14 protein-coding genes are annotated in these 13,748 nt (G+C 49.4%); 6 read left to right on the plus strand and 8 right to left on the minus strand.

The genetic code is table 11. From position 1 onward, the window contains the following. The first annotated feature begins 47 nt into the window (after window positions 1-47). The 4 genes from AC566Q_RS13805 (at window position 48) to lipA (ending at window position 3,234) form a co-directional block, all read left to right on the plus strand. On the plus strand, window positions 48-1,241 hold the full coding sequence (locus AC566Q_RS13805) for a serine hydrolase (RefSeq protein WP_499607133.1): 1,194 nt from the start codon (window positions 48-50) through the stop codon (window positions 1,239-1,241). 93 nt (window positions 1,242-1,334) lie between these two features. Beyond that, window positions 1,335-1,607: a DUF493 family protein YbeD gene (gene ybeD, locus AC566Q_RS13810; RefSeq protein ID WP_123326962.1), complete on the plus strand. Its 273-nt coding sequence runs from the start codon at window positions 1,335-1,337 to the stop codon at window positions 1,605-1,607. An 87-nt stretch (window positions 1,608-1,694) separates the two neighbouring features. Next, window positions 1,695-2,279, plus strand: a complete 585-nt coding sequence (lipB, locus tag AC566Q_RS13815) for a lipoyl(octanoyl) transferase LipB (protein ID WP_499617512.1) — start codon at window positions 1,695-1,697, stop codon at window positions 2,277-2,279. Next, complete coding sequence (gene lipA, locus AC566Q_RS13820) at window positions 2,272-3,234, plus strand: lipoyl synthase (RefSeq protein WP_499607136.1); 963 nt, start codon at window positions 2,272-2,274, stop codon at window positions 3,232-3,234. Before lipB ends, lipA begins: the two co-directional genes overlap by 8 nt. On the opposite strand, the gene AC566Q_RS13825 is transcribed toward lipA, so the two are convergent. The 4 genes from AC566Q_RS13825 to AC566Q_RS13840 all read right to left on the minus strand — a co-directional run bounded on the left by AC566Q_RS13825 (window position 3,227) and on the right by AC566Q_RS13840 (window position 7,936). Beyond that, window positions 3,227-5,005, minus strand: a complete 1,779-nt coding sequence (locus AC566Q_RS13825) for a GGDEF domain-containing protein (RefSeq protein ID WP_499607138.1) — start codon at window positions 5,003-5,005, stop codon at window positions 3,227-3,229. The two genes, lipA and AC566Q_RS13825, sit on opposite strands and share 8 nt — an antisense overlap. Window positions 5,006-5,139: 134 nt before the next feature. Next, entirely contained in the window at window positions 5,140-6,813 is a 1,674-nt protein-coding gene (locus AC566Q_RS13830) for a diguanylate cyclase (protein WP_499607141.1), read from the minus strand. An 84-nt stretch (window positions 6,814-6,897) separates the two neighbouring features. Beyond that, window positions 6,898-7,104, minus strand: a complete 207-nt coding sequence (locus AC566Q_RS13835; protein WP_499607143.1) for a hypothetical protein — start codon at window positions 7,102-7,104, stop codon at window positions 6,898-6,900. Window positions 7,105-7,120: 16 nt separating this feature from the next. Next, on the minus strand, window positions 7,121-7,936 hold the full coding sequence (locus tag AC566Q_RS13840; RefSeq protein WP_499607146.1) for an SAM-dependent methyltransferase: 816 nt from the start codon (window positions 7,934-7,936) through the stop codon (window positions 7,121-7,123). Window positions 7,937-8,091: 155 nt separating this feature from the next. Between AC566Q_RS13840 and ansA the strand changes: the two genes are divergently transcribed. Both ansA and AC566Q_RS13850 read left to right on the plus strand, forming a co-directional pair. Further along, on the plus strand, window positions 8,092-9,099 hold the full coding sequence (ansA, locus tag AC566Q_RS13845) for an asparaginase (protein ID WP_499607148.1): 1,008 nt from the start codon (window positions 8,092-8,094) through the stop codon (window positions 9,097-9,099). Window positions 9,100-9,114: 15 nt separating this feature from the next. After that, window positions 9,115-9,951, plus strand: coding sequence for a DUF2797 domain-containing protein (locus AC566Q_RS13850; protein ID WP_499607150.1), 837 nt, complete (start codon window positions 9,115-9,117; stop codon window positions 9,949-9,951). Between the two features lie 43 nt (window positions 9,952-9,994). On the opposite strand, the gene AC566Q_RS13855 is transcribed toward AC566Q_RS13850, so the two are convergent. Genes AC566Q_RS13855 through AC566Q_RS13870 form a run of 4 tightly spaced genes read right to left on the minus strand, consistent with a single transcriptional unit; the run spans window position 9,995 to window position 13,603 of the window. Beyond that, window positions 9,995-10,210 carry a hypothetical protein gene (locus AC566Q_RS13855; protein ID WP_105936794.1) on the minus strand — a complete coding sequence of 72 codons (216 nt, stop codon included), beginning with the start codon at window positions 10,208-10,210 and terminating at the stop codon, window positions 9,995-9,997. A 3-nt stretch (window positions 10,211-10,213) separates the two neighbouring features. Further along, the gene (locus AC566Q_RS13860) at window positions 10,214-12,994 is read right to left on the minus strand and encodes a DUF349 domain-containing protein (protein ID WP_499607153.1); all 2,781 of its coding nucleotides are present in this window, start codon (window positions 12,992-12,994) and stop codon (window positions 10,214-10,216) included. Then, window positions 12,984-13,277 (minus strand): YeaC family protein, encoded by a 294-nt coding sequence (locus tag AC566Q_RS13865; RefSeq protein WP_123326971.1) that lies wholly within the window; start codon window positions 13,275-13,277, stop codon window positions 12,984-12,986. Before AC566Q_RS13865 ends, AC566Q_RS13860 begins: the two co-directional genes overlap by 11 nt. Next, the gene (locus tag AC566Q_RS13870; protein WP_499607157.1) at window positions 13,274-13,603 is read right to left on the minus strand and encodes a zinc ribbon domain-containing protein; all 330 of its coding nucleotides are present in this window, start codon (window positions 13,601-13,603) and stop codon (window positions 13,274-13,276) included. The genes AC566Q_RS13865 and AC566Q_RS13870 overlap by 4 nt, the downstream gene beginning before the upstream one ends. Window positions 13,604-13,748: the final 145 nt, after the last annotated feature.

Below are 13,748 nucleotides of genomic sequence, written 5' to 3' on the forward strand. Positions count from 1 at the left end.
TGCCAACGATACAACAGATTTTCGCTTTCAACTCAAACGGTAAAACCATGCATAATAAAATAAAGCGCGCTAAACCGTCTTTCCTGTCTGCCTTGCTACTCAGCACTTTGCTTTTACTCAGTGCTTACTGGCAAACTGCCAGAGCTGCGGTCGTAATTCCACCGCCTCCGACCGTTGCCGCCGCCGGCTTCGTGTTACTCGATTATGAAACCGGCACCAGTATTGCCGAACAAAACGCTGACATGCAGCTGGCGCCTGCCAGTCTGACCAAAATTATGACGGTTTATGTGATTGGTAAAGAGTTGCAAGCCGGCAACATTTCGTTAGATGACGAAGTGAAAATTTCTGAAAATGCCTGGGCCAAGAATTTTCCGGATTCTTCGAAGATGTTTATCGAGGTAGGTACCACAGTCACCGTGCACGATCTGTTACGCGGCATTATTGTACAGTCTGGTAACGACGCCTGTGTAGCCATGGCCGAACACATAGCCGGTTCTGAAAGTGCGTTTGCCAGCATGATGAATGCCCATGCCGCCAACCTGGGAATGAATGCCAGTCACTTTGTTAACTCCCATGGCCTGCACGATCCGGATCACTACACCTCACCACGTGACATGGCAACGCTATCGCGCGCGCTGGTAAAAGAGACACCGGACATGTACAAAATCTACAGTGAAAAAGAATTCACTTACAACGGCATCAAGCAGTATAACCGCAACAGCCTGCTGTGGGATCAAAGCCTTAACGTAGACGGCATTAAAACCGGCCATACCTCGGATGCCGGTTACTCGCTGATTACCTCTGCCACCCAGGGTGATATGCGCCTGGTCTCAGTAGTAATGGGCACAGACAGCGAACGAGCACGTAAGGTAGAGAATAAAAAGCTCCTGCGCTATGGCTTCCGTTTTTACGAAACTGTGACCCCTTATAAAGCCGGTGACAGTTTTGTTTCGCATCGTATTTACATGGGTGATCGGGATACCGTGGATTTAGGTATTAACCAGTCTACGCCAATTACCATTCCCCGTGGTCAGGTGGCTAACCTGGAAGCGAACTTTGAACTGGATAAAAGTCTGGAAGCACCGCTCGCTAAAGGCGAAGTGGTTGGCACCCTGTATATCCAGTTAGAAGGTGAAGACGTAGCGCAGTACCCGTTAGTGACCTTACAGGAAGTTAAAGAAGGTGGCCTTTTCGATCGGCTGCTCGATTATGTAACTTTACAGTTAGGTCTGAATGATTAATACCAGATAATCGCCTGGAACCTACATGCGTCTGGTGGTGTACGGCACGAATTGGTAGAATTCGTGCCGTGCTATTTTGAGAGGTAAGCAAAAGTGACTAAATTAGACACTCGGTTTGACGAACTGCTGGACTTCCCCACGGTTCAAACCTTTAAAGTGATGGGCATCGCCCACGAAGATTTACCGTTACATGTGGTATCCTGCCTGCAGGAACACGCGCCGGGCGACTATGCGCCAGCGGTAAAGCCAAGCGCTAAAGGGAATTACCACTCTGTATCGGTTGCCGTTACGGTAACCAGCAAAGAACATATGGAATTAATTTATACCGAACTGGCCAAAATCGAATTAGTGAGAGTTGTACTTTAAGTGACAGATGCCGTTAATAAGGACGCCCGGGATAAGGTGATTGTCAGGCAGTTAGGCAAGCGAACTTATGAGCCGGTCTGGCAGGCTATGCAAACCTTCACTGATCAGCGTACCGCTGAAGACGCCGACGAAATATGGCTGGTTGAACACGAGCCGGTGTTTACCCAGGGTCAGGCCGGTAAAGCTGAGCACATTCTGATGCCCGGTGATATCCCGGTAGTGCGGGTTGACCGTGGCGGACAGGTCACCTATCACGGACCAGGCCAGTTAGTTATCTATCTGATGCTCAATGTCAGGCGCCGTAAGATGGGCGTTCGCGAGCTGGTAAGCGCTATGGAAGACGCGGTAATAGCCACGCTGGCAGACAGCAACATTACCGCTAATGCCCGCCCCGATGCGCCTGGCGTCTATGTTAACGGTGAGAAAATATGTTCACTGGGTTTACGCATTCGTAAAGGCTGCTCTTTTCATGGTCTGGCACTCAACGTTAATATGGACCTTGCGCCTTTTGAGCGAATCAATCCCTGTGGTTATCAGGGTATGGCCATGACAGACTGCGCCCGCCTTGGCGGGCCGGATAATATTCAAGAAGCGACAGAGCTGATGTTAAGCCATTTACAGGCCAAACTTGCTCTGCCCAATTTGCAAACAATAGAAGGCTTTAATGAGTAACGTAAAGGCAAAAGCCGGAGTAAAACTCCGCGATGATGAAAAGGTCAGGCACATTCCGGTTACCATCGTTCCGACTGAAAAAGAGGAAATGCTCCGTAAGCCGGAATGGATCAAAATCAAGCTGCCTCGCACCACTGACCGGATTGATCACATCAAGAAGACGCTGCGCAAAAATAATCTGCACTCGGTCTGTGAAGAAGCAAGTTGCCCTAACCTGGCGGAATGTTTCAACCATGGTACCGCAACGTTTATGATTCTGGGTGATATCTGCACCCGTCGTTGCCCGTTCTGTGATGTTGCCCATGGTAAACCATTACCTCCAAGCGCCGAGGAGCCACTTAAACTGGCCACTACCATTAAAGAAATGGCGCTGAAATACGTGGTGATCACCTCGGTAGACCGCGATGACTTGCGTGATGGCGGCGCTCAGCACTTTGTGGATTGTATTAATGCCATTCGTGAACACAGCCCGGCAACTAAAATCGAAGTGCTGGTACCGGATTTTCGTGGCCGAATGGACCGAGCGCTGGAGATATTTAAAGATGCGCCACCAGATGTATTTAACCATAACCTGGAAACCATTCCGCGTTTGTACCGCGAATGTCGTCCAGGCGCCAATTACCAGTGGTCACTCGACTTACTCAAAAAATTCAAAGCCCAACATCCTGACGTACCCACCAAATCTGGTTTGATGATGGGAATGGGTGAGAGTCAGGAAGAGATTGCTGAGGTTCTGAAAGACCTGCGTGCGCATGATGTGGAGATGCTGACACTGGGCCAGTACCTGCAGCCAAGCCGTCACCACTTCCCGGTAAAACGCTATGTGCACCCGGATGAATTTAATGCACTTGGCGATACCGCTAAGGCATTAGGCTTTACCCATGCCGCGTGTGGCCCAATGGTTCGTTCGAGTTATCATGCCGACCGTCAGGCGGCCGGAGAAGAGGTTAAATAGCCTCTTCTTTACTGCCCTGTTCCATCGGGTATTTTACGGCCTGGCGGCGTCCGGCTTTTTTCGCTTTATACATAGCGAGGTCGGCGCCGCTGATAAGCGAGTCCAGTTGTTTACCTACCTGATGAGTGTCGCATACCCCAAAACTGGCACTCAGCTGCAAACCGTCCAGTTTCGCTTTAGTATCAATTCCGGCCAGCCAGCTTTGAATATCGCTACAATAGGCCAGCGCCTGATTGACATCCATCCCCTTTAAACACAGGACAAACTCTTCCCCGCCAACCCGCGCACAACTGACTGTGGTTTCTACCAGGCGCGCGCTTAAGATTTTGCCAACCTCACACAGCACCCAATCGCCGGCCTGATGGCCAAAATTATCATTAATCCACTTCAGGTTATCCAGGTCAAACATGATCAGGCTGAGCGGCTCTTCAGTGTTATTGCTGCGCAGTGCCTGTTGCGTGACTTGCATAAATTCACGACGGTTATCGAGCCCGGTGAGGGTGTCCGTTGAAGCGAGACTGGATAGTAGTAGTTGTTGCTTTTGCAACTTACGAATACTAAAAATCGTGATAAACACCAGCGACACTGCCAGCGCAACGAGTAAATAAGTACCAATTACGTTTTGTTCAGCCCGGGCAAGCTGATTAGCCAGCAATGCCTGATGACTGGAGAGCAGGCGAAGGTTTTCGTCTGCCTGGCGAAGAGTCGCCTGGGCCTTATTCACCGCGAGTTGTTTGGTAGCAGCCAGGCGGTTTTGACTACTTTCACTGTCGATGGCAATTTGCTGCCAGTGGTAGGCCTGCTCATAATCGTTCTGTTGTTTGCGGATTTTCGCTTTCAGCACGGCTGCAGCAACCAGCCCTTCTGAATAGTCAGCCATCTCTGGCCGCGCCAGTAAGGGGTCGACTATCGTTTCAGCTTTATCGTACTGGCCCAATGCATAGTGGGCCTCGGCTTCGATGTTTTTAAGGACAACCCAATAGTAAAAATAGTTGAGTGATTTAACTGCCTGTTCATAACGCCTGACAGCGGCTAAAACGGCCTCATACTGCCCGGAATCAAGTAAATAACGGGTCCAGTTCAGGAAGGGCTCAACGGTGTAAAGCGTTTTTGGCAGCGACAGACAAGCCACCTCCAGGGTTGCCAGCCATCGAGGGGTAATCGCATTAATATCGAGACCCTTTTGGGCTCTGAATTCCTGTGCCAGATAGCGGCAGCGCATCTCGCCGCTTACCTTCGCCAGTTCGGGGCCGGTAACCCGCTCAAGAAGCTGTAGCGCTTCGTTGTGCATATCCAGATTAATATAGTACATCAGCACGCTTAGGTTGGCGGTGTACCAGGTATTGTTGCGCGGCAATTGGCCTAACAGCTCCCTAAGTTCGGCAGTCAGCAGCAACCCCTCCGACCATTCCCGGTAACCATAGTAAATGCTAAGTAGTGTGGCTCTGGTACGTAAGCCAAGCTCATCAGCCGGGTGCCGGCGACTTATAGGTTCGATAATGCTAACTGCGCGGTCAGAATCACTGGCTATTGCAGCGTGAAAGCCCAGCAAATAGTCACGGAAATCCTGTTCAACCGGGGTTAAAACCTGGTCATCTAATGCCTGTAAGATCTGTCCTGACCTGGCAGGATCGCTGACACGCAGCGTGTCGGCTTGCGCCAACAACTGTGCGGGGTTTTCTGCTGCGCTTACCGGCAACGAAAGCATTACTATCAGCAACCCGATGACACCGGATAACTGCTGTAACGGTCTGGGAATAACTCGCGACACCAAATAACTTGCCTTTACTTCAGACAGACGGACTTATTAATCATTGCACGGATAGTTAAGGATAAATACCCATACAGTTTACAATGCTTGCTGAGCGCGCTTGCAGGGGTAAATATAGCAGTAAATGTAAAGAATTAACCTACCAGTGTTGACGAGTATTCGTAAACCCGGTTGCGACCATAATGTTTGGACTGATAGAGCGCTAAATCGGCTGCCGCATAAAGATTTTCAAGCTTGTAGCCAGCCTGGGAAGAATTGCTGACGCCGGCACTCACGGTTAACTTAAACTGATACTCGCTCATGGTTGACTGAATATTTTCAATCGCAAGCCGGCAACGTTCGGCAATGTGCATAATTTCGCCCTCCAGCTTACCGGTAATCACTGCGCCGAACTCTTCGCCGCCTAACCTGCCCACAATAGTATCGTCACCAACACTCTCTTTAATGGCTTTTGCGGTTTGAATTAATGCCCAGTCTCCGACCTGGTGACCATAGGTATCATTAATATTTTTAAAATGATCAAGATCGAGCAGTATCAGGCCAACCAGACTACCGTTTTTCTGCGCCTGAGTTAATTTTTCGGTTAAACAATCAGTGAAGTGACCACGATTGGCAATCTGCGTCAGCGCGTCGGTTTGTGCAAACATCCTTAACTTGGACTGCACTTTACGACTGCGATACGACCAAAATAACAACGATGACAACAGAATCGACACCAACGCCAGTGCCAGTAATGAATTCTCCAAACGTTCGTTGATAAGCATGGATTCGGCTTTTAGCAGTTCATTCTGTTTATCCAGTAACTCAATTTCACTTTGTTTGGCATCAATGTCAAAACGTGCCTGCTGGATAGCAATTTCATCCGCCAGTTGCCGTTCGTACATATTCTGTTCCAGTTGCTGACGGGTCGTCAGATACTGGTAGGCCTGTTGGTAATTGCCATTGCGTTCGGCCAGTTGCCTTTTTATGTCATAGGTGTCGATGAGCGGCTGCGGGAAGTCTTCCTTAAACTCCACTGCCATAACTTTGTCGGCATATTCACTAGCATTGTCGTACTCCTCATTGGCCCAATAGACCATGGCAAACAGACTATAAATCTCAATTAACTGCCCACTGGTGGGAAAGCTTTCTGCTTTCATTAACGTGGTCGTCAGCACCGTTTGCGCTTCATCGAGGCGATTCTGTTGTAACAGCCATTTGGCTTTCCAGATGTTGATATTAACAATCGTGTAATTCTGATCCGCATTGTTACAAACCCGGTCTGCCTCAGTGAACTCAGCCAGGTTAAGAGAATCGAGTTGCAATTTGGCCTTGGTTGAAATAACCACCAGATGCAAACCGCAGCGAATGCGTGGCACCAGCGTTTCACTGGAGAAGGCTCTTTCAGCAAAATGCAAGGCGGTTTCTGGTTGGCCAATATTCAGGTGAAAGTGAGCAAGATTCAGATAAGCATCCGGCTTATAGGTGGAATCCGGGATTTCCTGCAACAAGGCTAACAATTCCTCAACCCGCTGTAAGCCACTTTTCCAGTCGCGCTTTACGCCGAGTAAATTAATTAGCGAGCCCAGTACGCGGATCCGCAGTTCCGGCTGCACAGGTTCTTCCAGCAGGCTATCGTAACGAGCGATAATATCGGTGAGTTCACTATCAACGGTTAAGATTAAACATTGCAGATAGCGGTAGTAGTGCACTTCATCACTGTCTAGAGCCGTAACCGGGATGCTCGCCAGTTCGGCTTTCGCCGTTTGATGATCGGAGAGTCGAACACTATCGATATGCCGCAGTTTATCGATATGCTCTGAACTCAATACAGGCCAACTCACGCACAGAAGAAAACCGAACCAAATAAATCGCATCTGTACCGTTCTTACCCTACCGTTATTAAAATCAGTTTAAGCGTCTTTAGCTGGCTCTTCGGATGGTACGTTATCGTCATCATCCGGGTCGGTCGGCTCGTTAATAGAAAGCGTGGGGTTATTTTTTTCCTGCGCTAAGGTGGCTAACAGCTGCTCCACTTCAGCACGCTCTGCTGGCGATAAATCATTGATATTCAGGCTCGGGTCGGCACCTAATTTTTCTAACAGAGAGATTGCACCCATAGTTGGCTCCTTATTATCAGCCTTCGTCTTTAAGTGTATTTTTATCATGTGACGCCGGATAAATCGACTTTAATCGTGTGACAATTTCATCATTCGGTATTAAGCGCCGCCCGGGCGGGATCACCAGCGTCGAAATTAATGAAATATCCGCCTCTGGCAGTTCATCCAGGCGTTGCCAGATGATCCGCGGTTGCTGAGTAGGCAAAAACGGCGACTCATATATCGCCACCTCATGAGAAGGCGCATAATACTCAAGCAACATATCTACCAGAACCTGTCTTTCCGGCGCACCGGTCAGACGCGGCGTGAGAGATAAGTCACCAGCATGACCCAACTGCCACAATATAACATACGCACTGGGGTCGAGCTGGCGTTGATAAAACATAAATTGACTTGCCTCAAACTGCTGGCAGCCATAAGCCCCGGGGTCAATGCCCATATCAGCGTACAAACAGGCGTCGGCTGAAATACCCGGCTCCATCCACGCCTGATAACCTTCCTCAATAGCCTGTTGAATAGAGCGGTGAGGCACCTGAGCAAACACCCCCGGGTGCCCATAAAAAACACCAACGACTTTTTGATTGTTGCGGACCTCTTCGAGCATGACCTCCTGCATCTGGCGGTAAGTATTGCGGCGATCCTTATTGTCAGCATACAAATGCTGTAATGAATAGGTACAGGAGTTGAGCGTCGCCAGCCATTTTTCAATAACCGGATGACAGCTGGTAAACACCACGTCGGCCTGCTGGATATGATTTTTACAACGCTCAGTCATATGTGCGCCAAGTATCATGCCAGGCCCGACACACACTAACGATCCGTTTTTATTCATCCTGTTCCCTGTCATAACTGCAAAACTTCCGTTTATTATCAGTTAACTTTTCGCCATTGTGAACTCATCAATTAACTAATAGCCACATTAAGCATTTAGCCAACCACCGATCCCTTGTTACAATCACGCCACTGACAGTAGTTTATGGTAAAACCATGCGTAAACAGATTTACATTGCCTATACCGGCGGTACCATCGGTATGCGGCCTTCATCCCAGGGTTACGTGCCAGCGGCTGGCTTCCTGGCCAAAACCCTGGCTTCAATGCCGGAATTTCATCGCCCGGAAATGCCGCAGTTCACACTACGTGAATATGATGAACTAATGGACTCGTCAGATATGAGTCCGGCCGACTGGCAGTTTATCGCCGATGATATTGCGGCGAATTATCACAAATTTGATGGCTTTATCATCCTTCACGGCACTGACACCATGGCGTATACCGCCTCGGCACTGAGCTTTATGCTCCAGGGCCTGAGTAAACCGGTGATTGTAACCGGCTCGCAAATTCCGTTAGCCGAACTGCGCTCTGATGGTCAGGTGAATTTATTAAATGCTTTGTATATTGCCGCCAATTACCCCATCGCTGAAGTCAGCCTGTTTTTTAATAACAAGCTGTTTCGTGGCAACCGCAGCCGCAAGGTAGATGCGGATGGTTTCGATGCTTTCGACTCTCCAAACTTCCCCCCCCTACTCGAAGCGGGTATTAATATCCGGGTTAAAGCGGGCAAAATTGCCAAGCCTGACAATACCGAACTGAAGGTAAGCAAGGTGACCGCCCAGCCCATTGGTTTAGTGAGTCTGTATCCGGGGATCTCGCCTATGGTGATTGAGAATACCTTACAACAGCCGGTCAACGCGCTCATTTTGCTTAGCTATGGTGTGGGTAACGCGCCTCAGAACAAACAACTGCTAACCCAGCTGGAAACCGCCGCGGCCCGGGAAATAGTGGTGGTTAACTGCACCCAGTGTTTTAAAGGCCGGGTCAATATGGGCGGTTATAAAACCGGTCACGGCCTGTCTCAGGCGGGCGTAGTTTCCGGTTTCGATATGACGCCGGAAGCTACATTAGCAAAATTACATTACCTGCTCAGCCAGTCACTGTCATTCGACGAGCTTAAACGCCAGCTTGGCCAGAGCTTGCAGGGTGAACTGAGTAATTAACAGGAACAGACAAACATGCAGTATTCAGGAACTCTCAGAAAAATGCGCGTCAGCACCGATGCCGCCCACGTAGCTCAGTATGAATTGCCGGTGGGTGACGATTCGGTATCCATGAACCCGCTGATCGGCAAGTCGGTCAGCATAGTGCACACGGGCAATATTTATTGCACCCATTGCCAGCGTAAAACCAAAAAAAGTTTTAATCAGGGCTACTGTTATCCCTGCGTGATCTCACTGGCCCAGTGCGATACCTGTATTATCAAACCAGAAAAGTGCCACTTCCACGAAGGCACCTGCCGCGAGCCTGAGTGGGGAGAAGAAAACTGTTTTTCCGACCACTTTGTTTATCTGGCCAATACCGGCAACCTGAAAGTGGGTATTACCCGCCATGTCACCGACGGCATATCCAGCCGCTGGATTGATCAGGGGGCCAGCCAGGCAACCGTGATGTTAAGAGTGCCCGACCGCCTGACCAGCGGCAAGGTTGAACAGTTATGTACGCAGTATATTGGTGATAAAACTAACTGGCGGACCATGCTGAAAGGTCAGCCTGAACAGCAGGATTTAATTGCCCTGAAACATCAGATGCTCGAAAAGCTGGCCGATGATTTAGCTCAGATAACTGCCGATAAAGGGATACAGGCGGTGACTACGGTGGATGATGTAAGCCATGTAATTGGCTACCCGGTTGAGGACTACCCGGTTAAGATTAAATCCATTAACCTGGATAAAACCCCACAATTCAGCGGCACATTAACCGGCATCAAAGGCCAGTACTGGATGCTTGATGGTGACCGGGTGATTAATATTCGTAAATATGCGGGTTACGAGGTGGAATTCAGCGCAGATTAACGCGTTCAGGCAGGCCTGATCAACTCAGACCTGCCTGCTTATATCAAACTTCCTCGCCTTCCATCTGGCTGGCCAAATCGTCAAGCTCACCCAGAGTCGAATCAAAACCTTCCGTTTTAATCCGGTAGCTCACTTTAACATGATGATTTGTCTGACCGTATTTAACAACCAGTTGCTCGGCGTCAAAGTGCTTTACCGTATTTAAAAACCGGTAAGCCAGCGGCTGAGTGGGAAATTTATATTCAACACTGTTTTTCACTACTTACGCTTCTCCGGGCAATCCAAAATGGACACAGACGTCGAATAACCGTTGTCTGAACGGTAAGGTATCCAGTTCGGCCAGGACAGCCTGACTGGCAAGCAGTTTGGCGATTAACGGATAGGACGACGGCAATGACTCGCCATTCAGTTTTGCCTGCATCATTTGCAACTGCACTGTCGAGCGCAATGAACCATCCGCTTCCGGCGAGTCCAGTTGCGCCAGTACCTCAAGGGTAAGTAATGTTTTAAGCCAGTCCTGGGGTTCATCAATCCCATTACCTTTAAACCAGCTCGCAGGCAGGATCGGATAATCTTCAGCTAGCGCCGAAACAGGCTGTTTAGCAGTTAGCACCTGTTCAAGCATTTGTTCTGTAGCGCTGGCGAAAGCTTCATTGAGCTGTAGGTCAACCGCTGCATCAAGTGTTGATTGTACCGCTGCCAGCTCTATTGCCAGCGTTTTTTGAAGCTTGCTGTCGTTCACCTCTTTTAACGCCAACTGGCACTCATCCAGCATTTGCTGAACATCACTGGCAGCTGTCTGGTCATTCTGAAGCGCTTGCTGAACCTGCTGCAATTGTTCACGCCACTGACTGGCGGCCTGTGATTGTGCCGCTTTCTGCTCAGCCTGAACTGATTTAGCCTTATTAAACAGATTATCGTTAGCAGCCTTAAACGCAAACCACAGCTTCGACTCATAACGCTTGCCCGCCGGGCCGATAGTTTTCCACCGGGCCTGCAGCGCTTTGGCCTCGGTTCTGGCCTGTTGAATATCGTCGAGCTCACTCAGGGCGTTAACCTCATCAATGAGTGCCTGCTTGGTCTGACGATTTTGCTGTAACCACGGGGTAATCACCTCGGTAACTACACTACAGGCCTGGTCCCAGGTTTCCCGTAACTGGCGATAACGCTCACTTTCGGTTTGTCCGGCCTGCTGCCACTGCTTTTTAAGTGCTTCAAACTGCTGAAACTGCTGCGCCGGCTCATCTGAATCGTTGGCGAGCGCTACCATCTGCTCAATCAATTGCTGACGCTCGGCTGCCGCCTTGTCGTTCTGTAGTTCCAGTTCAGCGTAATAACGGCGACACGGCTCAAAAGCCTTCTCTAACAATTCGTCGAAACGCGTGTTTAAGGCCTGATCTTCGACCGTATTTGATTCACCCAGACTCTGCCATTGCTGCCTGAGGTATTTGATTGAACGTGCCCTGCCCGGCATATCATTCTGACTTTCCTGCAGCAGCGCTTCGGCCTGTTCAATCAGTTCCGGCTTGCGTGGTGCGGCAAGATAAATCTGCCAGCCTTCCAGCCGGGCAATTTGCTCCCGGGTTTGTTCAAAACGTTTCTCAAGCATGGCCCGGGTGTCAGGCGGGAGGCTCTGATAGTCTTTTTCAAGCTGCTGAAAGCGTGCCATAGCGGCCCGGTATTTGCCCTGCTCTACCATGTTATTGATGATGTTAATATGCTTGCGGCAGTGTTTAAGATGACGTTGTTGACTGGACTGACGCTGCTGTTCACGGACTTTTAGTTGTTCCAGTAACGTCTGCCATTGGGTACGTAAAAATACCGGTACAACAGCCATTGAAGCAGTTTGTTCACGCCAGCTGGTTTTGATCTCGTCGAGCTGCCAGCTAACGTTGTCATCTACCAGCCATTGCTGCCAGGTTTGTAATTGTGTTTGCAGGGCCGCTACCTGACGCTGTAAGTCTGGCAGGCGATCCCAGATATGCCGGTAACTTTCCAGCATACTCTCAATTTCTTCTGTCGGCTCGGCATACTCCTGCAGTGCCGCCAACGCATTTTCCGCTTTTTCAACAGCCTGTTGAAACACCGTTACTTCGCCGAGGGTAAGACTGAGTATTTGCTCGCCCTGTAGTTGCTTATGAAGTCGTTTGACTTCTGCCACAGTTTCACTACAAACCTGTTGAGCTTCTTGTTGGGCGGCGGCGCGCTGTTGCGCCTCAAACTCTGGTTTAAGTCGGGCTAACAATGCTGAAACGCGTTCATTGAGCGTCGTTAGTTTGGCTTCATATTCCTGGCGCGCTTCGTCATCCAGGCAGCCAAAATCGGCCTTGAGAACCTGATACTCCTCATTAAGCGAGGCCTGGTCAGCACTAATTTTCTCAAAATCAGATTTGTCCAGTAACGCCAGCAGTTTCGATAGCACCAGGGTCACTTCGCGGCCCAGTCGAACCGGTTTTTGTGCCAGTTCCTGCAAATAGTCAAGGCGGTCTGCTAACGCCTGTTGCAACGTCTCATCGGTTGCCTTACGCAACAACTTTTGCAATAAATCAGAATCCTGACTGTTCTCGATAATGGCGAATTTTAACGCTGACTCAGGGGTGGCCGAAAACAACTGTTGGGTAAAACTGCTGCGCCCGAGCTTGTTGAGGATATCCAGGCAAAAGGTTTTATCCTGATGCAATTCGGTCATCAGCGGCAGACATTTGCTCACCTGCTCCGCCGGGGCCGATTTTAACAGGTACTCTTTGATTTCCTGCTGACTGATTTCAGCATTACCATCAATCAGGGCGCATTCAACCCTGGCCTGTGCGGCGGTAACTAGCCGCGGTTCTTTGGCGATCTGTGACATTTTCAGCCACAGGGCAAAAGAGTTGAGCTTTTCCAGGGCCGCCAGACTGACTGCCGCGGCCGAATCATTAAAGGCTAATTCATGCAGGATGCGTCTTTCGTTAGGCGAATCTGGCGATAATTTTTCAATGGCTTTAATTCTTGTGTCCGGATCATTACTACTATGGGAAGGCGAAAAAAATCGACTAAATATCATCCTGTTTAAACCGCGCAATGGATTGTTCATTAGACTGGCTTTCGCGTAATTCGCGACGCAGCTCACTTTTGCTCTTGTGGATAATTTCGCCACTTTCACCAACGGTCATATGTTCGTTGGATTGAGCGATTCTGGCCTGGTACAACAATACCGCCTGCAGACAGTTTTCTTTTTGTTCGTCAGACAGTACCTTGCCGTCAGGCCATTTACCCGTTTCGACAGCCTGACGCAAACGTTCGTAAACGTCTGGCGTCATGGCAGCGAGAAGTTGTTCTACATTCATTTACTCGACCGTTTTAAAAGCACAATTCGTACGCGATTGATGCCATACCATAAAAAACCTATTACACAGGCCATCAGCGCTGCAGAATGCTGGGTATCACCTGGCGCGACCCCGCCCCAGTACATAAAACCGAAACCACCAATAAATAACAGCATCGCGAGCATCGACTGGTTTTGAATGCTATGCATTTTCTTAAACCGTTTCATGTTCTCTTTGCGTTCAATATCCTCGACTGACGCTTCGCCATAAGAGAAATCGCAGTTAGGGCAAGTCTTGGCTTTATCTGACATCTTCTTACCACACGACGGACAATCAATTAACGCCATTCTATCTCCTCTGATCGTTATTTCCGGGTGACGCACTGTTGTTGCTGACAAGCTCCAGCGAAAGGCATCGCTGCACATATCGGTCTGTAAACAATACAACACCATATCAAAAAGCCAGGAGTCAGCCCTGGCTTTTAAAAAACAT

This window comes from Alteromonas sp. H02 (assembly GCF_059682525.1).